This window comes from Aurantimonas sp. NFXS3 (genome assembly GCF_049132005.1).
Lineage (GTDB): Bacteria > Pseudomonadota > Alphaproteobacteria > Rhizobiales > Rhizobiaceae > Aurantimonas > Aurantimonas coralicida.
This window is the reverse complement of the sequence record NZ_JAGDDZ010000006.1, coordinates 38,215-58,002: the sequence shown is the minus strand read 5'-3', so window position 1 is coordinate 58,002 and position 19,788 is coordinate 38,215. Positions and strand designations below refer to the sequence as shown.

Genomic DNA, 19,788 nt, shown 5'->3' with positions numbered 1-19,788 from the left:
CTACTGCGCTGCGGGGAACGCCGCGTCGTAGGCGGCGACCGCCTTGTCGGCGCGTGCGCGCACCGTCGCCGCATCGTCGCCCGGCTTGTAGAGCGACGAGCCGAGCCCGAAATGCCGGACGCCGATGGCGCCATAGGCGGCGAAATCCGCTTCCGAGACGCCGCCGACGGCGCCCACCGCGAGGCCCTTGGGCAGCACGGCGCTGATCGCCTTTATGCCGTTCGGCCCGAGGACGTTCGCCGGGAAGAATTTCAGCGCCGACGCGCCCGCCGCCGCCGCCGCCAGCGCCTCGGTCGGGGTGAATACGCCGGGCATGGTCACCATGCCGTGGACCGCCGCGCGATGCAGCACCGCCGGGTCGACATTCGGGCTGACCAGCAGCCGTCCGCCGGCCGCGTGCAGCCGGTCGGTGTCGTCCGGCGTCAGCACTGTGCCGGCGCCGATCAGCACGCCGTCCGGCGCCATGCGGGCCGCGGCGGCGATCGAGGTGAAGGCGTCAGGCGAGTTCAGCGGAATCTCGATGGCCTCGAAGCCGGACTCCAGCAGCGCGCCGACGACTGGCTCGCAATCGTCCGGCGTCAGGCCACGCAGGATCGCGACGAGGTCGCGCTTCAGCTTTGGCCATGGAGCGGAGCGAAGGTCGGTCATGCTAGAATCTCCCTGGCGGCGGCGAAGAGGCCGCGGCGCACCGCCGCGTCCGCATCGGCGGCCACGGCTTCGATGCCCGCCAGTTCGCATGCCACCGTATAGATGTTGAGAAGCTGCCCGGAGGCGACCAGCGTGACCGCCGGCGTCGCGCCGAAGCGGCTGCGGGCGCCGGCGAATTCGAGGCCGAGAACGAGGCCGGAGAGTTGCGATCCGCCGTCGCCGCCCGCACCGACATCCAGGAGCCCGCCGGCGCGGATCGCGAACATGCGGTTGGTGGCTTCGGCGGGCGAGTCCAGCCCGGCCCGGAAGCCGTCGGCAAAGCCGGCCCGATCGAAGGGCGCGGCCGGATCGGCCACCGAATGGCGCAGGATGGTGTGTTTCGCCACCGCGGCGAAGAGGTCGCCAGTGATGAAGGTGGCAAAGCCGGCGATGCGGCCCGCCTCCAGCGCGACCCATTTGGAATGGGTGCCCGGCATGCAGACGAGATCGCGGCCGCCCGTTCCGCCGGCCCGCTCGGGCAAGCCGAGGATCTGGGTTTCCTCGCCGCGCATGACATCGGGCGTCGACGCGTTGCGCTGCGCGACGCCCGGCAGGATGTACACCGGTCGCTCGAGGCCCGGCACGCGGCAGGCGCTGGCGGCGATGGAGGCGGCGGTCGCCGGGGTCTCGACATAGGGCGCCTCGACCCAGCCCTGGCGCGCACCGACCATGCCGCAGGCGATGACCGGCAGATCGGCCGACGCACCGACGGCCGACAGATGCGCGTCGAGGATGGCGGCAAAGCCGTCCGGCCCGGCGGTGAGCATGCCCTCGCCGCTGCGGCGTTCGGCGAGGATCTCGCCGGCGGCGTCCAGCAGCCAGAGACGGAAGCTGGTGGTGCCCCAGTCGACGGCCGCGCAATAGGCGTTCATGCAGTGTCCCGGTTCGGTTGGTCGTGGAACGGCTCGACCGTCAGATGACGGCCCAGCATGAACGCGTCGGCGACATGGCGGAGCGGCGCGAGATCCACGTCGGACCCGCCGCTCGCCACCAGTTCGGCGAAGCGTGCATAGATGCCGTCATATTCGGCTTCGGCCTGATCGACCACCGATTCCCCATCGATCCACAAGCGCGCGCCGCCCGACGACAGGAGAAGATCGCCGGCATCGGTGCCGACATGGATGTCCCAGGTCTGCGGCTCGGTCTGACGCCAGTCGAATTCGGCATTCATCGCCGCTCCGGATGCGCCAGCAAAGCGCAGCGAGGCGGCGATGGGCGCCGCCCGGTTCTCGGGGAAGGACAGTTCGCCGCCGGTCAGGAAGACCGGCTCCGGCAGGATGTCCGTGACGATCGACAGGGCATTGATGCCCGGATCGAAGACGCCGAGCCCGCCCCGCTCCCAGATCCAGTCCTGGCCCGGATGCCAGTGGCGGACATCCTCCTTCCACTCCACCCGCACCGATCGCACCTGCCGTCCGGCAAGCCATTTGCGCGCCGGGGCGACGCCGGGGGCAAAGCGTGAATGCCAGGTGGCGAACAGGCTGACGCCTTGCGTCTCCGCCAGATCGGCCAGATGCGCGACCTCGGACAGGGTGGCGCCGGGCGGCTTTTCCAGCAGCACGTGCTTGCCCCGGCGCAGCGCATCGGCCGCCATGACATGGCGCACCTGGGGCGGCACGCAGAGGGCGACCGCATCGATCTGCGGCATGGCGTCGAGCATCTCGGCGGGCGTCGCGAAGCGCGCGACCCCATCGACGGACGCGCTGCGGCTTGCCGTCGCGACGAGCTCGAAAGCCGGGTTGCGGCCGATCGAGGGAATGTGCTGGTCGCGGGCGATCTTGCCGACGCCGACGAGGCCGAGCCGGATCGGCGCGGTCATCGGGGCCCGCTCCCTGCGGGCCTCGGTTCATCGGGGCGGAAGCTGCCCCGCTCTGGTTCGGAGCGCACCCGGCTCACCCCTTGTTCTTGTTGTAGACGTCGAAGATGACGGCGAGCAGCAGGACGAGCCCCTTGATGACCTGCTGGTAGTCGATGCCGATGCCCAGGATCGACATGCCGTTGTTCATCACGCCCATGATGAAGGCGCCGATCACCGCGCCGACGATGGTGCCGACGCCGCCGGACATGGAGGCGCCGCCGATGAACACCGCGGCGATGACGTCGAGTTCGAAGCCGAGGCCGGCCTTGGGCGTCGCGGTGTTGAGGCGCGCGGCGAAGACGAGGCCGGCCAGCGCCGCCAGCATCCCCATATTGGCGAAGGTCAGGAAGGTGAGCCGCTCGGTCTTGATGCCGGAGAGCTTGGCCGCCTTCTCGTTGCCGCCCAGGGCATAGATGCGCCGGCCGACGGTCGTGCGCGAGGTGACGAAGGAATAGAGCGCGATCAGCAGCGCCATGACGATGAGAACGTTCGGAAAACCCCGGAAGGTCGCAAGCATCCAGGCGAGATAGAGGATCGCGCCGACGACGATGACGATCCGCGCCGCGAAGAAGGCGAAGGGCTCGTCCTCGCCGCCATGGGCCTGGCTGCGCATACGTGCGCGCACCGCCAGGAACAGGATCAGCCCGGCCAGCGCGACGCCGAGGGCCAGCGACAACAGGTTGATGTCCTCGCCGCCGAAGAGGTCCGGCAGGAAGCCCGAGGAGATCAGCTGGAAGCCGCGCGGGAACGGCCCGACCGACTGGCCGGCCAGGAGCCAGAGCGTCAGGCCCTTGAACACCAGCATGCCGGCCAGGGTGACGATGAAGGAGGGAATGCGCCAATAGGCGATCCAGTAGCCCTGCATGGCGCCGATCACCGCGCCGACGAACAGGCAGATGACACCGGCCAGGACATAGTTCATGTCCCAGTTGACGATCATCACGGCAGCCAGCGCACCGACGAAGCCCAGAACCGAGCCGACCGACAAATCGATGTTGCCCGACACGATCACCAGCAGCATGCCCAGCGCCATGATGATGATGTAGCTGTTCTGCAGGACGAGGTTGGTCAGGTTGATCGGCTTCAGGAGAATGCCGTCGGTCATGATCTGGAAGAAGGCCATGATGACGACGAGCGCGACGAGAATGCCGTATTCGCGCATGTGCCGCCGCACGAAGCCCCAGGACGCGCCGGGTGCGGCCCGGTCCTTTTCCAGATCGATCTGCTGCGTCGCCTGATCAGACATCGCTGTTTCCTCGGTTTCGGTGCCCGGCGCGGATGATCATCGCCATGATCTTCTCCTGCGTGGCTTCTGACGTGGGGAGTTCGCCGACGAAGCGGCCCTCGTTCATGACGTAGACGCGGTCGGTGATGCCGAGCAGCTCGGGCATTTCCGACGAGATCACGATGATAGCCTTCCCGCTGGCGGCGAGCTGGGCGATGATCGCGTAGATTTCGTATTTGGCGCCGACATCGATGCCGCGCGTCGGCTCGTCGAGGATCAGCACCTCGGGGCCGGCGAACAGCCATTTCGACAGCACCACCTTCTGCTGGTTGCCGCCGGACAGGTTGATCACCTCCTGGCCGACGCTCGAACTCTTGATGCGGACCCGGTCGCGATAGTCGCGCGCGACGGCCGTCTCCTTCTCGGAATCGAGCACGATGCCGTTGGCGACGCCCGGCAGATTGGCCAGCGGAATGTTGCGCCGGATCGTCTCCTCGAGGACGAGACCGTAGGTCTTGCGGTCCTCGGTCACGTAGCAGAGGCCGTTGTCGATCGCCCGCGAGATGGTCGAGACGTCGACCTTGCGACCGTCGATCTTCACCTCGCCGGAAATGTTGACGCCATAGGCGCGGCCGAACAGGCTCATGGCGAGCTCGGTGCGCCCGGCCCCCATCAGCCCGGCGATGCCGACCACCTCGCCGCGCTTCACATGCAGGCTGACATCGTCGACCACCTTGCGATCGGAATGGATCGGGTGATGCGCCGTCCAGTTCGACACTTCCAGCACCGTCTCGCCGATCTTCGGCTCGCGCGGCGGAAAGCGGTCGGTCAGGCTGCGGCCGACCATGTCGCGGATGATGTCATTTTCGCTGATCGTGCCGGTGCCGCAATCGAGCGTCGAGACGGCGCTGCCGTCGCGCAGGACCGTGATGGTGTCGGCGACCTTGGCGATCTCGTTCAGCTTGTGGGAGATCAGGATCGAGGAGATGCCGCGCGCCTTGAACTCCAGAAGGAGCTTCAGCAGCGCCTCGGAATCGGTCTCGTTGAGGCTGGAGGTCGGCTCGTCGAGGATCAGGAGCTTGACCTCCTTGGACAGCGCCTTGGCGATCTCCACCAGCTGCTGCTTGCCGAGGCCGATATCGGTGACCAGCGTCGTCGGCGATTCCTTCAGCCCGACCTTGGCGAGCAGCTCGCGGGTCCGCGAGAAGGTCTCGTTCCAGTCGATGATGCCGTTCGTCGCCCGCTCGTTGCCGAGGAAGATGTTCTCGGCGATCGACAGGAGCGGCACCAGCGCCAGTTCCTGGTGGATGATGATGATGCCGAGGCGTTCGGAATCGGAAATGCCGGAGAAGCGGCACTCCTCGCCCTGATAGGTGATGGCGCCGTCATAGGAGCCGTGCGGATAGACCCCGGACAGCACCTTCATCAGCGTCGACTTGCCGGCGCCGTTCTCGCCGACGAGGGCGTGGATCTCGCCGGCCTCGACGCTCAGGCTGACATCGTCCAGCGCCTTCACACCCGGGAAGGTCTTGGTGATGTTGCGCATTTCCAGGATGGTCGTCATGGCGGCTCTTCCGGCAGATCGGCAGCCGCAAGCGGCGCCTCGATCCGAATGGATGGGTCACGGCGCTTCGGCCGTCCGTCAGGATGCCGCGGCCGCTCTGGTGAACGGCCACGGCATGGCGAGGGCGGACGCCGGCAGGCGCCCCGGATCGCCCTACTTGATCTGGTCTTCGGTGTAGTAACCGCCGCCGACCAGGACCTCTTCCCAGTTCTCCTCGGTGACCAGCACCGGCTTGAGCAGGTAGGACGGCACCACCTTGACGCCGTTGTCGTAGGTCTTGGTGTCGTTGACCTCGGGCTCGTTGCCCTGCAGCACGGCATCGACCATGTTCACGGTCACCTTGGCGAGCTCGCGGGTGTCCTTGAAGATGGTGGAATACTGCTCGCCGCGCAGGATCGCCTTGACCGAGGGGACCTCGGCGTCCTGACCGGAGACGATCGGCATCTTCTGGTCGCCCGAGCCGTAGCCGACGCCCTTCAGCGAGGAGATGATGCCGATGGACAGGCCGTCATAGGGCGACAGCACGCCATGCAGCTGCTGGTCGGTGTAGTTGGCCGACAGGAGGTTATCCATGCGGGCCTGCGCCACCGCGCCGTCCCAGCGCAGGGTGCCGACCGTGTCCATGCCCATCTGGCCGGAGACGATCTTGACGTTGCCCTCGTCGATCAGCGGCTGCAGCACGCTCATGCCGCCGTCGTAGAAGAAGTAGGCGTTGTTGTCGTCCGGCGAGCCGCCGAACAGCTCGACGTTCCAGGCCTCGGCGTCGGGGAAGCGCTGCTCCAGCCCGGCGACGAGGGACTCGGCCTGCTGCACGCCGACCTGATAATTGTCGAAGGTCGCGTAGTAATCGACATTCTCGCTGTCACGGATCAGGCGGTCATAGGCGATCACCGGAATGTCCATCGCCGCGGCATTGGCCAGAACGTTGGAGAGCGTCGTGCCGTCGATCGACGCGATGACCAGCGCGTCGACGCCCTTGGTCACCATGTTCTCGATCTGGGCGAGCTGGTTGGGAATGTCGTCCTCGGCATATTGCAGGTCGGTGGCGTAGCCGGCCGCCTCGAACTGCTTGACCATGTTGTCGCCGTCGGCGATCCAGCGGGCCGAGGATTTCGTCGGCATGGAGATGCCCACGGTGCCCTTGTCCTGCGCGCTCGCACCGAGCGGCACCGACAGCGCCATGACCGTCGCGGCAAGCCCCGCGATCAGTGTCTTCGTCACGTTCATGATTGTCCTCCCTGGACCTTGGTTCGGCGCATGACGCGCCCTCTGCAATGCTCCCGTCACGGCGCGGACCTTGCGCCGTGATCCCGTTCGCGGTTGCCGGCATCGGTATCGCCGGCCTCGCCCGCATCGTCGCCCCGGCTGCCGTCATCGGCGTAGAGGGCGAGGATGACGTCGTTGAAGGCACTCTCGATGAGCCTTCGCATGAACAGTTCCGCCGCTTCCCGGTCGCCGGCGAGGATGGCGTCCATCACCCGGCCATGCTGGCGTAGCGTCTCCTCCTGCGGGTTCTGCCGCCAGGACAGGGAGAAGGAGATCGACAGGCTGCGCTCGATCATCGCGCCGAGCGACACCAGCATGGGGTTTCCGGTCGCCTCGAGGATGACCCGGTGAAAGGCGAGATCGGCGGCGATCAGCTCCGGCGAGCCGCGCGGGTTCTCGCGCATGCCGGCCATTGCCGCCTGGAGCCGCGCCGCCTGCTCCGGCGAGATCCGGTCGCAGGCGAGCCGCGCCGCCTGGGGCTCGTTGATCAGCCGCATCTCGTAGAGCGACTCGATGAAGGGGCGCCGGATCGCGGCGGTCAGGTGCCAGCCCATCACGTCCGGGTCGAGCATGTTCCACTCGATCCGCTCGCGCACCCGCGTGCCGACCTTCGGACCGACGCTGACCAGCCCCTTGGCGACCAGATGGCGGACGGCCTCGCGCACCACGGTCCGCGAGACTCCGTATTGCGTCTGCAACTCCTTTTCGGTCGGCAGTGCCTCGCCGCAGGCCAGGCGGCCGGACGCGATCCGGCGGCCGAACGTGGCCGCCAGGCTCATGGTGCGGCTGGCCCGCTCTCCATGCATCGTCCGCGCATTCGCCTGAAGCACCTTGCCGAGCCTCCCCTCTCTGCAATGGTCGGATGATTGCGTGAAGTACCGTCCGGAGGCAACCGCAAATTGCTTCGACTATGGTTTATAGTCGTACCTTACCCTGAAGGACGTTGATACGTGCCCGCCGACGCTGCCGCTGGACGCGCGACGCCGCGATCGCATCCCGATCAAGCGATCCCGTCGGCGGATCAACGTATACATTGCAACCGCCGGGTGGATATGGCATCCCGGCGGGAACGCGATGGCGGCGAAGCCGCGGGCACCGGCCTGGCGGGACGGCGCGAACGGCCATCGGCGCGACTTCTGGGGGGATGTCATGAACAAAATCGATCTCGAAGGCCGCATCGCGATCATCACCGGCGGGGCCCGTGGCATCGGCTACGCCACGGCCGAGCGGATCATCGAGAGCGGTGGATCCGTCGTCCTCTGGGACATCGACGGCGCGGCGGTCGACAAGGCGGTCGCGGATCTGGGCCCGCGCGCCAGCGGCACGGCCGTCGAACTGACCGACGAGGCGGCCGTCGCCGCTGCCACGCGGCAGGCGATGGACGCCGCCGGCAAGATCGACATCCTGGTCAACAATGCCGGGATCACCGGCGGCAACGGCAAGACCTGGGACCTGGCGCCGGACGTCTGGCGCAAGACCATCGAGGTCAACCTGATCGCGCCGTACATCACCAGCCGGGCGATCGTGCCGCTGATGATGGACGCCGGCTACGGCCGGATCATCAACGTCGCCTCCATCGCCGGCAAGGAAGGCAATCCCAACGCCTCGCATTATTCCGCGTCCAAGGCCGGCCTGATCGGGCTGACCAAGTCACTCGGCAAGGAGCTCGCCGGCACCGGCGTCCTCGTCAACTGCATCACCCCGGCCGCCGCGCGCACCTCGATCTTCGACCAGATGAGTCAGGAGCATATCGACTTCATGCTGTCGAAGATCCCGCTGCAGCGCTTTCTCGAGCCAGCCGAGGTCGCCGCGATGATCGCCTGGCTTGCTTCGGAAGACTGTTCCTTCACCACCGGTGCGGTGTTCGACATTTCGGGCGGCCGCGCCGTCTACTGATCCCTCCCCAACCCATCGACACAATGCGAAAGGACGCCATGAAACTCGTTCGCTACGGCCCCGCGGGCCAGGAAAAACCCGGCATGATCGACGCCGACGGCCAGCTGCGCGATCTCTCCGGCCAGATCGCCGACATCTCCGGCGATATCCTGTCCGACGCCGGCATCGCCAGGCTCGCCGCGCTCGATCCGGCCTCGCTGCCGGCGGTCGACGGTTCGCCGCGCTTCGGCCCCTGCGTCGGCCAGACCAGCAAGATCCTGTGCATCGGCCTGAACTATTCCGACCATGCCGCCGAGACCGGCGCCGAGCCGCCGACGGAGCCGATCGTCTTCGCCAAGGCGCTCAACGCGCTGTGCGGTCCGAATGACGCCGTCGAGATGCCGCGCAACTCCGAGGCCCTCGACTGGGAGGTCGAGCTGGCCGTCATCATCGGCACTAAGGCGAAATACGTCTCGGAAGCCGACGCGATGAACCATGTCGCCGGCTTCGCGGTGATGAACGACGTCTCCGAGCGCGACTTCCAGACCAAGCGCCAGGGCCAGTGGACCAAGGGCAAGAGCCACGACACCTTCGGCCCGCTCGGCCCCTGGCTGGCGACGCGCGACGCGGTCGCCGACCCGCACAACCTCGCCATGTGGCTCGACGTCAATGGCGAGCGCCGCCAGACGGGCAACACCAACACGCTGATCTTCAACGTGCCGCATGTGGTGTCGTACCTATCGCAGTTCATGACGCTGATGCCGGGCGACGTCATCTCCACCGGCACGCCTCCGGGTGTCGCCATGGGCATGAAGCCGCCGCAGTATCTGAAGGTCGGGGACGTCATGACGCTCGGCATCGAGGGTCTGGGCGAGCAGAAGCAGACCGTCATCGCCGCCTGACCGCCCATGCACTGACACCGAAAGGCCTCCGCCGCGATCCGCGGCGGAGGCCTTTTGCATTCGGGCTGTGAAATGCGGCCGCTGGCGCGGCTAACGCGCGGCCGGTGCTTTTCGAGCTAGACGAGCTGGATCGTCCAGGTGACGATCTCGGCCGAGACCTGTTCGAACGCCTTGTCCAGCGCCGCGACGAAGGCCGGGTTGCCGGCGCCGTTGACGGGGGCCTGGGCATTGAAGATGCGGGTGCGCACGACGGTGCCGTTGCGGTCGTTCAGCACTTTCACCGAGATCTGCACCTCGGCGGTCGGCGCCCCGGTGACGTCCACCTCGAAGCGGCGGATCTCCATCACCAGCTGGTAGTCGATCGCCAGCCCCTGCCCCGGCACGCCGATGGCGCCGATCGAACCGGTGTTCTCGAAGGCCTGCAGCAGGCGCAGCTGGACGAGCCGCGGCAGGCGGTCGCTCCACTGGCTGTCGCCGAGGAACTGGATCGAATTGGGCGACGGCTTGACGATGATCCGCTTGCTGTCGATCGTCTCGAGCGCGGTCGGCTCCGGAATGAGGAGCTGGCGCCGGGACTTGCCCTCGCGCACCTCGCTGAATGGCGGCGGCGAGATCTCGTAGGTGTCCGGCGGGGTCGACGCGCAGGCCGAAAGTCCGAGCGCCAGAAGCGCGACAAAGCTCGATTTCAGTGCTGCGCGCATAAAATTGGTACACCTTGACCCGGTCGCCGACAGCCCCGGTTGCTTGCATCCGCAACCCGGCCTGTCAACGAAAGCTTTCGTTTACCCACAGCCGCTAGCGGCGGGTGCGGCCGTCATACTGCTTCACATCCTCGCCGCCGTAGATCAGCCGGCTCGGATTGGTCGTGAAGTCCTCGACGGCACTGTCGATGCGATCGACCGTGCGATTGACGTTGCTGATCAGCCCCCGCACCTCGCGCAGGCCCTCGCCGGAGAAGCGCTGGAGATTGGCCGAGATCGGCGTCACCTGGGTCTGGATCGAATCCGCCGCCCCGCGCACCGAGCGCAGTGCCCGGGCCAGATCGACGCCCAGGCTGGTGCCGTCGCCGGCGCCCGCGAGCACCCGGTTGACCGAGTTCACGACGCTGTCGATGCGACCCGAGGCGGCCGAGAGCTGCTCGCTGGTCGTCTTGGCGTTGGTGATGATCGCGTCGATGTCCTCGCGCCGGGCACCGACATCATTGGCGACCTTGGCGATGGAATCGGCCGCGGCGGCGACATTGCCGGTGGCGGCGGAGACGTTCTCGACCGCCGTGTTGACCTTGCCCGGATCGATCGAGGCGAGCAGCGTGTCGAACTGGGTCCGCGTCTCGGTGAAGCCGGTCAGCGTCGTGTCCAGCGTCTGCACCGTACGGTCGACGCCGTCGATGATCGACTGGATCTGCTCGGTCTTGCCGCTGACGGCGCCTGTCACCCGCTGGACGTCGCCGATGGCCTGATTGACCGTGGCGGAATCGACCGAACCGATGAGCGCATTCGCCGAGGCGACGGCCTCGTTGAAGCCGGTGCTCGCCTGGGTGATGTTGTCGGTGATCGGGCCGAGGCTCGCCAGCAGCTTGTCCACGTCTTCGCTGCGCTCGACGATGGTGGTGGTGATCCGGTTGACGTTCTGCGCGGCGTTCGACGCGCCGGCGATCGCCGAATTGATCGCTTCCTTCTGGGCGCCGATGGTCTCGGCCAGCGAGGAGACGTTCTCGGCCGCCGAGGAAATGCCCTCGATGGTCTTGGACACCTGCGCCGGGTCGATCGCCGCGACGACCGTGTTGGCCGATTGCAGCGTCGTGTCGAGCCGGTCGGCCACCGCCGTTGCCTTCTCGGCCAGCGGACCGAGATTGCTGACGAAGCTGTCGATTCCGGTGGTGTTGCGGCGGATCACGTCGCCGACCCCGCCGACGCTGTCGGCAGCCGTCTGCACCGAGGCGAAGATGCTGTCGAGATTGTCCGACTGGGCGCGCAGCGTGTCGGAGACGGCGGCGACATTGTCGACCACCGTGGTGACCGACGTCGGATCGACCGCGTCGAGAATGTTCTTGGCTTGCTGGATGGCGCCCGGCAGCTCTTCAGCCACCGTGTTCGCCGAACTCGACAACTGGCTGAGGCTGGTGAGGAAATTGTCGATGTCGTCGGAATTCTCGGCAAGGCTCGCCGTGAAGGTCTCGATGTTGCGAGAGGTCTGGGCGACGTTCTCGACGGTCGTCTCGACCGACGGTCCGACGGTGCCCACGAGGCTCTCGAACTGGCCGAGAATGCTGTTGGCGCGGTCGGCGATGTCGCGCGCCGTCGCCAGGATGTCGGTGACGTCGGACGGATTGGCCTTGATGACGGGGACGGTCCCCTGCTCCGCGGCTTCGCCGATGATGTCGGCCTCGTCGGCCTGGCCGCCCTTCAGCTCGACGAAGGCGGCGCCGGTGAGGCCCTGGAAGCCGATATTGGCCTGGGTCGATGCCTTGATCGGCAGGTCGGGATCGACCTCGGTGGTCGCGATGACGACTTCGGGATTGTTGGAATCCAGCCGCAGCGCCTTCACCGAGCCGACCGGCAGGCCGTTGAACAGCACCTGGCTGCCCTGCTGCAGGCCGGTGACCGAGCCCTCGATGCGCACCAAAAGCCGCACGCGTTCGCTGCCGCTGGTGGCGAAGATCGCCCAGTAGACGAAGCCGAAGGACAGGGCGATGACCAGCATCGTGAACAGCCCCACCCGGACGTAATTGGCTTTGGTTTCCATCAGGCGGCTCCCACGGGGGCATTGGCGGTTTGGGTCGGCTGGACGATCGTGCGGGCGCGCTTGCCACGGAAATACGAATGCACCCAGGGATGGTCGAATTCCAGCATCATCGACAGCGGCCCTTCGACCAGCACCTTGCGTTCGCCAAGGACGGCGATCCGGTCGCAGGCCTGGAACAGGCTGTCGAGGTCGTGGGTTACCATGTAGACGGTGAGGCCCAGCGTATCGCGCAGGGTCATGATCAGCTGGTCGAAATCGGCGGCGCCGATCGGATCGAGACCCGAGGTCGGCTCGTCGAGAAAGACGATGTCGGGGTCGAGCGCCAGCGCCCGGGCCAGCGCCGCACGCTTGATCATGCCGCCCGACAGCTCGGACGGGAACTTGTCGGCCGCGTCCGGCGCAAGGCCGACGAGGTCGATCTTCAGCCGCGCCAGCTCTTCCATCAGGCCGGGCGACAGGTCGAGATATTCGCGCATCGGGACCTGGATGTTCTCCAGCACGGTCAGCGACGAGAACAGCGCACCGTGCTGGAACAAGACGCCCCAGCGACGCTCCACGGCCAGTCGCTCGGCGTCGTCGGCCCGCTCGTAGTCCGTGCCGAGGATCTCGATCGTGCCGGCCTGCTTGGGGTTCAGCCCGAGGATGGTGCGCAGCAGGACCGACTTGCCGGCGCCCGACGGCCCGACGAAGCCGAGGATCTCGCCGCGTCGCACGTCGAGGTCGAGATTGTCGAGAATGGTCTTCTCGCCGAAACTCACGGTCACGCCGGTGGCGCGGATGATGACGTCGTCATCGTCCGGCGTGGCGCGTCCGTTGGGCGAAGGCCTATCAGAGTCCGATGGATGCATAGAAAATCGCGAACAGGCCATCCATCAGGATGACGAGGAAAATGGATTTAACGACGGATGCGGTGACGCGCAGGCCGAGGCTCTCGGCGCTGCCGCCGACCTTCATGCCCTCGGCCGAGGCGATCAGGCCGATCATCACCGCCATGAAGGGCGCCTTGATGACGCCGGAGAACACGGTGAACATGTCGACAGAGTACTGCACGCCCTGACCGAAGCTGGCGAAGCTGATCCCCGAATACATGTTCAGCGTCAGCATCGCGCCGAGGAGGCCCGCCAGATTGGCGATGAAGGCCAGGAGCGGCAGCACGATGACCAGCGCCACGAGGCGCGGAAACACCAGGACGCCGATCGGGTTCAGGCCGATGACGTGTAGCGCATCGATCTCCTCGCGCATCTTCATCGAGCCGATCTCGGCGGTGATGGCGCTGCCGGACCGGCCGGCGATCATGATCGCGGTCAAAAGCACGCCGATCTCGCGCAGGATCAGGATCGCGGCGAGATTGACGGCGTAGAGCTCGCCGCCGAAGCGGCGCAGCTGGAAGGCGCCCTGCTGGGCGATGATGGCGCCGATGAGAAAGCTCATCAGGAAGATGATCGGCACCGCGCGCAGGCCCATCTGCTCGACCTGCGCGAAGATCGCGGCGGGGCGGATCTGGGTCTTGCCGGTCAGGCGCTGCACGCCGCCGACCATCGCACCGCCGATGATGTTCAGGGCGACGACCATCTCGTCCTTCACCGCGACCGATCCACGGCCCGTGGCCGCGACGAGATCGACGATGCGGTTGGTCTTCCGCTTTTCCGGCTGCGGCCGTTCCCGGTCGAGCGCCTTGCGCACGACGTCGAAGAGCGGCTGGTCGCGATCGCTGACCGCCTCCAGCCGGACGTCCCGGCCGTTCGCCTCGAGGTCGCGGACGAGCTTTTCCAGGAGCAGTGCGCCGGCCGTATCGATCCGCGCGACGTCGCCGCAATCGACGACGACCTGCCGGCCGAGATCGGCCGCGCCGGCCTCGGCAACGGTGTCCTCGACCGAGCCGACGGTGCGCGCCAGCCAGTCGCCCGACGCCCGCAGCACGAGCCCGCCGTCACGCTTCTCGCCTTCGAGAGCAGGCGCCACCGTGGAACGGCGGCCTCCGGCCGGACCGGAGGATGGGGCTACGGAGCCATCAAGCATCGATATGCGACTTCACTCCCTTGGAAGAACCTGCTCGAGGACCATGTCAGCGCCACAGGCGGTCACCACGCTTGACGCGGTGCCGATTCGCGGCGACGCAGAGCCGGGGCCTATCTGGCACCACCTTTAGGCGTCCAGTCACGTCTTGTCATGGAATGACCGCCGCAGCGGCGGCCGTTGAGGATGTTTTCACCATGCCGCGTCGTCTTTCAGTCACAGTCGAGCATTTCCCGCTGGCGCAGGAGTTCCGGATCGCCCGCGGCGCCAAGACCGAGGCGGTGGTCGTGACGACTCAGATCGGCGACGAGTTCGGCGAGGGACGCGGCGAATGCGTGCCCTATGCGCGCTACGGCGAGAGCATCGACAGTGTCCGCGAACAGATCGAGGAAGTGCGTGCGGCGATCGAGGCCGGCGCGTCGCGCGAACGGATTGGCGAGCTGCTCCCGGCGGGCGCCGCCCGCAACGCGGTGGACTGCGCCCTGTGGGACCTGGAAGCCAAGTCGAACAACCGGAGAGCCGCGTCGATCATCTGCGGCAGCGCCCCGCGGCCGGTGGAAACGGCCTATACGATCGGGCTCGGCGATGCCGACAGCATGGGGGCCGCCGCCCGCGTCGCCAACCGCTCGCTGTTGAAGGTGAAGGTCGGCACAGACAACGATGTCGGCCGCATCCGGGCCGTCCATGCCGCCTCGCGGCACTCGAAGCTGATCCTCGACGCCAATGAGGGCTGGAGCGCCGACAATATCCGCGAGCACATGCTGGCGGCAGCCGCGGCCAACGCCGTCCTCGTCGAGCAGCCGCTGCCGGCCGGCGACGACGCCATCCTCGCCGACATTCCGCATCCGGTGCCGATCTGCGCCGATGAATCGGTCCACACGGCGGATGATCTGGACAAGTTGGTCGGCCTCTACGACTTCGTGAACGTCAAGCTCGACAAGACCGGCGGCCTGACCGAGGGCCTGCGGCTGGTTGAGCGCGCCCACGAGATGGGGTTCGGCGTGATGATCGGCTGCATGGTCGGCACCTCTCTGGCGATGGCGCCGGCGGTGCTGCTTGCACAGGTGGCCGAGTTCGTCGATCTCGACGGGCCGCTGCTCCTGGCCAAGGACCGCAGTGGCGGCCTCGTCTATACGGATGCAACCGTCTCGCCGCCGAGTGCGAAGCTCTGGGGCTAGGCGATTTGTCTCTGCCGAGTTGATGCAACGCATTCAGCGCTCGCGCCGAATCGGTCAGCCGGCGAGCTGAAGTTCCGGCTGCACCTGCAGGGCCTCGGTCGCCGACAGGAAGATGTCGGCGCAGGCTTCCCAGCTATAGGCCAGCGAGCGCTCCAGCGCGTCGGCCCGCTCCAGGGTCAGCGCGGCAAGGCACGCCTCGCGCAGATCTGAGGAGATGCAGCCGGCCTTCGTATCCCCGACAACATCCAGCGGTCCGGGCTCCGGATAGGCCGCCACCGGTACGCCGCAAGCCAGCGCCTCGATCAGCACGATGCCGAAAGTGTCGGTGAGCGAGGGAAACACGAAGACGTCGGCCGCCGCGTAATAGCGGCTGAGTGCCTCGCCGGTCTGGCTGCCGGCGAAATGCACGTCGGAATAGCGCCGGCGCAATTCGGGCAGCATCGGCCCGTCGCCGACGACGACCTTGGAGCCCGGCAGGTCGAGATCGAGAAAGGTCTCGATGTTCTTTTCGGGCGCGACCCGCGAGACGGTGAGGAAGATCGGTCCCGGCAGTCCGAGATCGACCTTCGGCTGCGGCCGGAACAGGCTGCGATCGACGCCGCGGGTCCAGGTGACGAGATTGGCAAAGCCAAGCCCCGCCAGCGTCTGGCGCATCGATTCGGTCGGCACCAGGCAGGCGGTGGCCGGCGCATGGAAACGCCGCAGCAGCGCATAGGTCAGGTTCTCGGGGATCGGCGCCCGCTTGCTGAGATATTCGGGAAACCGCGTGTGGAAGCTGGTGGTGAAGGGACGGCCGGCCCGCAGGGCCGCGCGGCGCGCCGCATAGCCGATCGGGCCTTCGGTGGCGATGTGGATGACGTCGGGCTGGTAGTCGCGGATGATGCGGCCGAGCGCCTCGGCCGACGCCAGCGCCAGCCGGATTTCCGGATAGGTCGGACAGGCGACGGTGCGAAAGTCGGCGGGGCCGACGATGCGCACGTCCCTGCCCCGGCCGCGAAGCTCCTGGGCAAGGCTCGACAGGGTGCGCACGACGCCGTTGACCTGCGGCTCCCAGGCGTCGGTGGCTATCAGGATGCGGGTCATGTCAGGCCGCCTCGACGCGGGCCGCGTCCGGCTCGGCGGCCTCGCGCTCGGATGCCGCCTCGGGCGCCGCGGAGCGCTCGCCGGCCAGATGCGCCCAGTGGATGAGCTCGAAGGAGCCGTCGTGGCGCTCGGCCACGGCGGTGCAGCTTTCGACCCAGTCGCCGGTATTCACATATTCGACCGCGCCGCGACGGGTCATCTGGGCATGGTGGATATGGCCGCAGATGACGCCGTCGCAGCCGTGGCGAGCCGCCTCGTCGGCCAGCGCCGTCTCGAAGGCGCCGATGAAGTTGACGGCGTTCTTGACCTTCAGCTTGGCCCATTGCGAAATCGACCAATAGGGAAAGCCGAGCCGGCGGCGGACATAGTTGAAGACGACATTGATCGAGATCGCCATGTCGTAGGCCCAGTCGCCGAGATAGGCGAGCAGCCGGGCGTTGCGGACCACCACGTCGAATTCGTCGCCATGCATCACCAGGAAGCGGCGGCCGTCGGCGGTGGTGTGGATGTCGGTGCGCTTGACCTCGACGCCGCCGAAATGATGGCCGGGAAAGTCGCGCAGGAACTCGTCGTGATTGCCGGGCACATAGACGATGCGTGCGCCCTTGCGGGCCTTGCGCAGCAGCTTCTGCACCACGTCGTTGTGAGCCTGCGGCCAGTGCCAGGAGCGTTTCAGCCGCCAGCCGTCGATGATGTCGCCGACGAGATAGATCGTCTCGGCATCGTGCAGACGCAGGAAGTCGACCAGCATCTCGGCCTGGGCCGCCTTGGAGCCCAGATGCACGTCGGACAGGAACAATGTCCGGAAATGCCGCGCCGTCGTCAGCTTGTGCATGGTCGCCATCCCGTGCCTTGCCCCGGTTAAAGCCTTTGCGTTGCTCGGGAAATGCACGATTCTGATTGCAGTCGTGTGACGCTCCGGCAGCACGCTTCCGGCGGTGGACGAGCGGCGCGGTCCGGTTGCCTGCCGGGATCGATACGTTAGAAGAAGCGCGACACGTCGCCGCCGCCATCATCGCGCGGCGACGCCGGGATGGAGGAGCAGGAATGTCCGAACAGGAAACCGCCAAGGATCGGCCGAACATGGGCGATCTCGACGAACAGGCCCTCTTCTATCACCGTTATCCCAAGCCCGGAAAACTGGCGATCCAGGCGACCAAGACCCTGGGCAACCAGCGCGATCTGGCGCTGGCCTATTCGCCGGGCGTCGCCGCGCCGTGCCTTGCCATTGAGGCCGATCCGTCGCTGGCGGCGATCTATACCAGCCGTGCCAATCTTGTCGGCGTGGTCTCCAACGGCACCGCCGTCCTCGGTCTCGGCGACATCGGCCCCCTCGCTTCCAAGCCGGTGATGGAAGGCAAGGCGGTCCTGTTCAAGAAATTCGCCGACATCGACGTCTTCGACATCGAGATCGACGCCCACGAGATCGACCATATCTGCGACGTCGTCGCGGCCATGGAGCCGACCTTCGGCGGCATCAACCTCGAGGACATCAAGGCGCCGGAATGTTTCGAGGTCGAGTCGCGGCTGCGCGAGCGCATGGCGATCCCGGTCTTCCACGACGACCAGCACGGCACCGCGATCATCGTGGCGGCAGCGATCCGCAACGGCCTGATGCTGGCGGGCAAGTCGCTGGAGAACGCCAAGATCGTCACCTCCGGCGCGGGCGCGGCGGCGATCGCCTGCCTCAATCTCCTGGTCGAGCTCGGCGCCAAGCGTGAGAACATCACCTGCACCGACATCGAGGGCGTGGTCTATGAGGGCCGCGAGAAGCGGATGGACCGCTGGATGGCGGTCTATGCGAAGAAGACCGACAAGCGGACCCTCGCCGAGGTCATCGACGGGGCAGACGTCTTCCTCGGCCTGTCGGCCGGCGGTGTCCTGAAGCCCGAGCTCCTGGAGAAGATGGCCGCCAAGCCGATGATCATGGCGCTGGCCAATCCGAAGCCGGAGATCATGCCGGACCTCGCCAAGCAGGTGCGACCGGACGCGATGATCTGCACCGGGCGCTCGGACTTCCCGAACCAGGTCAACAACGTCCTGTGCTTCCCCTACATCTTCCGCGGCGCGCTGGACTGCGGCGCCACCGGCATCACCGAGGGCATGAAGACCGCCGCGGTCGACGCGATCGCGGCGCTGGCCCGCGAGGAGGTCTCCGAGGTCGCGGCCAAGGCCTATGGCTCGGACACGCCGGTCTTCGGCCCGGACTATCTGATCCCCGCCCCCTTCGATCCGCGGCTGATCCTGAAGATCGCCCCGGCCGTCGCCAGGGCCGCCGAGGCCGACGGCGTCGCCACGCGGCCGATCGAGGACATGCCGGCCTATCTCGACCGGCTGAACCGCTTCGTCTTCCGCTCCGGGCTGATCATGAAGCCGATCTTCCGCATCGCGACGGATTCCGGCAAGCGGGTGATCTTCTCCGACGGCGAGGACGAGCGGGTGCTCCGCGCCGCCCAGGTACTCCTGGAAGAGAAGATCTGCGCGCCGATCCTCATCGGCCGTCCCGGCGTCATCGCCGCCCGGCTCGAGCGCTACGGCCTGCGCATCCGGCCGAACGAGGATTTCGAGGTCATCAACCCCGAGGACGATCCGCGCTACCGCGACTATGTCGACCATTATTTCTCGAAGGTCGGCCGCAAGGGCGTCAATCCGGACACCGCCCGCACGATCGTGCGCACCAACACCACGGTGATCGGCGCTGTCGCTGTCTCGCGCGGCGAGGCCGACGCGCTGGTCTGCGGGCTGGAGGGGCGCTTTCCGCACCATGTCCGCGACATCAGCCAAGTCGTCGGCGTGCGTGACGAGGCGCACAAATTCGCCGCCATGAGCCTCCTGATCTCGCAGGAGGACACCAAGTTCTTCCTCGACACCTATGTCCAGCGCGATCCGTCGGCGGAAGATCTGGTGGAGATGACGCTTCTGGCGGCGGCCGAGATGCGCCGCTTCGGCATCGAGCCGAAGGTCGCCCTCGTCTCGCACTCCAATTTCGGCTCCGACGACACCAGCGCCACCCGCAAGATGCGCGACGCCGTGAAGATGCTGAAGGCGCGGGCGCCGGAGCTGGAAGTCGACGGCGAGATGCATGGCGATTCGGCGCTGAACACGACGATGCGCGAGCGCACCATGCCGCAGTCGACGCTGAAGGGCGAAGCCAATCTCCTGGTCTTCCCGAATATCGATGCCGCCAACATCACGTTGAACGTGGTCAAGGAGATGACCGGTGCCCTGCATGTCGGACCGATCCTGCTCGGCGTCTCGTCGCCGGCCCATGTGATGACGCCGTCGGTGACCTCGCGCGGCGTGGTCAACATGGCCGCCATCGCGACCGCCCAGGCGGTGCAGCTCAGCGACTGATCAGATGCGCCCGGCGAATCCTTGCCGGGCGCTCA

General features: G+C 67.0%; 17 protein-coding genes. 4 read left to right on the top strand and 13 right to left on the bottom strand.

The genetic code is table 11. The annotated features are described in order from the left end of the window. The 7 genes from J3367_RS16550 to J3367_RS16520 form a co-directional block, all read right to left on the bottom strand. Positions 1-648 carry a 2-dehydro-3-deoxy-6-phosphogalactonate aldolase gene (locus J3367_RS16550; protein WP_421461790.1) on the bottom strand — a complete coding sequence of 216 codons (648 nt, stop codon included), beginning with the start codon at positions 646-648 and terminating at the stop codon, positions 1-3. Beyond that, positions 645-1,559 (bottom strand): 2-dehydro-3-deoxygalactonokinase, encoded by a 915-nt coding sequence (locus J3367_RS16545; RefSeq protein ID WP_421461788.1) that lies wholly within the window; start codon positions 1,557-1,559, stop codon positions 645-647. Before J3367_RS16545 ends, J3367_RS16550 begins: the two co-directional genes overlap by 4 nt. Further along, positions 1,556-2,506 (bottom strand): Gfo/Idh/MocA family protein, encoded by a 951-nt coding sequence (locus J3367_RS16540; protein WP_421461786.1) that lies wholly within the window; start codon positions 2,504-2,506, stop codon positions 1,556-1,558. Before J3367_RS16540 ends, J3367_RS16545 begins: the two co-directional genes overlap by 4 nt. 73 nt (positions 2,507-2,579) lie before the next feature. After that, on the bottom strand, positions 2,580-3,791 hold the full coding sequence (gene mmsB / locus J3367_RS16535; protein WP_188077147.1) for a multiple monosaccharide ABC transporter permease: 1,212 nt from the start codon (positions 3,789-3,791) through the stop codon (positions 2,580-2,582). Continuing rightward, positions 3,784-5,334, bottom strand: coding sequence for a multiple monosaccharide ABC transporter ATP-binding protein (gene mmsA / locus J3367_RS16530; protein ID WP_421461784.1), 1,551 nt, complete (start codon positions 5,332-5,334; stop codon positions 3,784-3,786). The genes mmsB and mmsA overlap by 8 nt, the downstream gene beginning before the upstream one ends. Before the next feature lie 153 nt (positions 5,335-5,487). Next, positions 5,488-6,561 (bottom strand): multiple monosaccharide ABC transporter substrate-binding protein, encoded by a 1,074-nt coding sequence (gene chvE / locus J3367_RS16525; protein ID WP_024351087.1) that lies wholly within the window; start codon positions 6,559-6,561, stop codon positions 5,488-5,490. A 56-nt stretch (positions 6,562-6,617) separates the two neighbouring features. Continuing rightward, on the bottom strand, positions 6,618-7,430 hold the full coding sequence (locus tag J3367_RS16520) for a FadR/GntR family transcriptional regulator (RefSeq protein WP_029703280.1): 813 nt from the start codon (positions 7,428-7,430) through the stop codon (positions 6,618-6,620). 319 nt (positions 7,431-7,749) lie between these two features. On the opposite strand from J3367_RS16520, the gene J3367_RS16515 reads away from it, so the two are divergent. Further along, entirely contained in the window at positions 7,750-8,496 is a 747-nt protein-coding gene (locus tag J3367_RS16515) for an SDR family NAD(P)-dependent oxidoreductase (RefSeq protein WP_024351085.1), read from the top strand. A 38-nt stretch (positions 8,497-8,534) separates the two neighbouring features. Further along, a complete protein-coding gene (locus J3367_RS16510; RefSeq protein WP_421461782.1) occupies positions 8,535-9,377 on the top strand; it encodes a fumarylacetoacetate hydrolase family protein in 843 nt (280 codons plus the stop codon). Between the two features lie 116 nt (positions 9,378-9,493). Here the strand turns inward: J3367_RS16510 and J3367_RS16505 are convergent, their stop codons facing one another. From J3367_RS16505 to J3367_RS16490, 4 genes are all read right to left on the bottom strand, one after another. After that, complete coding sequence (locus J3367_RS16505) at positions 9,494-10,078, bottom strand: ABC-type transport auxiliary lipoprotein family protein (protein ID WP_024351083.1); 585 nt, start codon at positions 10,076-10,078, stop codon at positions 9,494-9,496. A gap of 94 nt (positions 10,079-10,172) precedes the next feature. Continuing rightward, the gene (locus J3367_RS16500) at positions 10,173-12,122 is read right to left on the bottom strand and encodes an MlaD family protein (protein ID WP_421461780.1); all 1,950 of its coding nucleotides are present in this window, start codon (positions 12,120-12,122) and stop codon (positions 10,173-10,175) included. Continuing rightward, positions 12,122-12,970 (bottom strand): ABC transporter ATP-binding protein, encoded by an 849-nt coding sequence (locus tag J3367_RS16495; RefSeq protein WP_024351081.1) that lies wholly within the window; start codon positions 12,968-12,970, stop codon positions 12,122-12,124. The genes J3367_RS16500 and J3367_RS16495 overlap by 1 nt, the downstream gene beginning before the upstream one ends. After that, on the bottom strand, positions 12,951-14,084 hold the full coding sequence (locus tag J3367_RS16490) for an ABC transporter permease (RefSeq protein ID WP_035695022.1): 1,134 nt from the start codon (positions 14,082-14,084) through the stop codon (positions 12,951-12,953). Before J3367_RS16490 ends, J3367_RS16495 begins: the two co-directional genes overlap by 20 nt. A gap of 251 nt (positions 14,085-14,335) precedes the next feature. Between J3367_RS16490 and dgcA the strand changes: the two genes are divergently transcribed. Further along, entirely contained in the window at positions 14,336-15,316 is a 981-nt protein-coding gene (gene dgcA / locus J3367_RS16485; protein ID WP_024351079.1) for an N-acetyl-D-Glu racemase DgcA, read from the top strand. Positions 15,317-15,370: 54 nt separating this feature from the next. On the opposite strand, the gene J3367_RS16480 is transcribed toward dgcA, so the two are convergent. Then, on the bottom strand, positions 15,371-16,399 hold the full coding sequence (locus tag J3367_RS16480; RefSeq protein WP_024351078.1) for a glycosyltransferase family 4 protein: 1,029 nt from the start codon (positions 16,397-16,399) through the stop codon (positions 15,371-15,373). Between the two features lies 1 nt (position 16,400). Further along, positions 16,401-17,243: a UDP-2,3-diacylglucosamine diphosphatase gene (locus J3367_RS16475; protein ID WP_421461777.1), complete on the bottom strand. Its 843-nt coding sequence runs from the start codon at positions 17,241-17,243 to the stop codon at positions 16,401-16,403. Positions 17,244-17,446: 203 nt separating this feature from the next. Here J3367_RS16475 and J3367_RS16470 point away from each other — a divergent pair, with 203 nt between their 5' ends. Further along, on the top strand, positions 17,447-19,753 hold the full coding sequence (locus tag J3367_RS16470; RefSeq protein ID WP_228240900.1) for an NADP-dependent malic enzyme: 2,307 nt from the start codon (positions 17,447-17,449) through the stop codon (positions 19,751-19,753). The last annotated feature ends 35 nt before the right edge of the window (positions 19,754-19,788 follow it).

What these genes read in the sequence shown, in the direction of transcription:
- J3367_RS16550 (WP_421461790.1), bottom strand. Translation starts at nt 648, where the DNA reads ATGACCGACCTTCGCTCCGCTCCATGGCCAAAGCTGAAGCGCGACCTC.
- J3367_RS16545 (WP_421461788.1), bottom strand. Translation starts at nt 1,559, where the DNA reads ATGAACGCCTATTGCGCGGCCGTCGACTGGGGCACCACCAGCTTCCGT.
- J3367_RS16540 (WP_421461786.1), bottom strand. Translation starts at nt 2,506, where the DNA reads ATGACCGCGCCGATCCGGCTCGGCCTCGTCGGCGTCGGCAAGATCGCC.
- mmsB (WP_188077147.1), bottom strand. Translation starts at nt 3,791, where the DNA reads ATGTCTGATCAGGCGACGCAGCAGATCGATCTGGAAAAGGACCGGGCC.
- mmsA (WP_421461784.1), bottom strand. Translation starts at nt 5,334, where the DNA reads ATGACGACCATCCTGGAAATGCGCAACATCACCAAGACCTTCCCGGGT.
- chvE (WP_024351087.1), bottom strand. Translation starts at nt 6,561, where the DNA reads ATGAACGTGACGAAGACACTGATCGCGGGGCTTGCCGCGACGGTCATG.
- J3367_RS16515 (WP_024351085.1), top strand. Translation starts at nt 7,750, where the DNA reads ATGAACAAAATCGATCTCGAAGGCCGCATCGCGATCATCACCGGCGGG.
- J3367_RS16510 (WP_421461782.1), top strand. Translation starts at nt 8,535, where the DNA reads ATGAAACTCGTTCGCTACGGCCCCGCGGGCCAGGAAAAACCCGGCATG.
- J3367_RS16505 (WP_024351083.1), bottom strand. Translation starts at nt 10,078, where the DNA reads ATGCGCGCAGCACTGAAATCGAGCTTTGTCGCGCTTCTGGCGCTCGGA.
- J3367_RS16500 (WP_421461780.1), bottom strand. Translation starts at nt 12,122, where the DNA reads ATGGAAACCAAAGCCAATTACGTCCGGGTGGGGCTGTTCACGATGCTG.
- J3367_RS16495 (WP_024351081.1), bottom strand. Translation starts at nt 12,970, where the DNA reads ATGCATCCATCGGACTCTGATAGGCCTTCGCCCAACGGACGCGCCACG.
- dgcA (WP_024351079.1), top strand. Translation starts at nt 14,336, where the DNA reads ATGCCGCGTCGTCTTTCAGTCACAGTCGAGCATTTCCCGCTGGCGCAG.
- J3367_RS16480 (WP_024351078.1), bottom strand. Translation starts at nt 16,399, where the DNA reads ATGACCCGCATCCTGATAGCCACCGACGCCTGGGAGCCGCAGGTCAAC.
- J3367_RS16475 (WP_421461777.1), bottom strand. Translation starts at nt 17,243, where the DNA reads ATGGCGACCATGCACAAGCTGACGACGGCGCGGCATTTCCGGACATTG.
- J3367_RS16470 (WP_228240900.1), top strand. Translation starts at nt 17,447, where the DNA reads ATGTCCGAACAGGAAACCGCCAAGGATCGGCCGAACATGGGCGATCTC.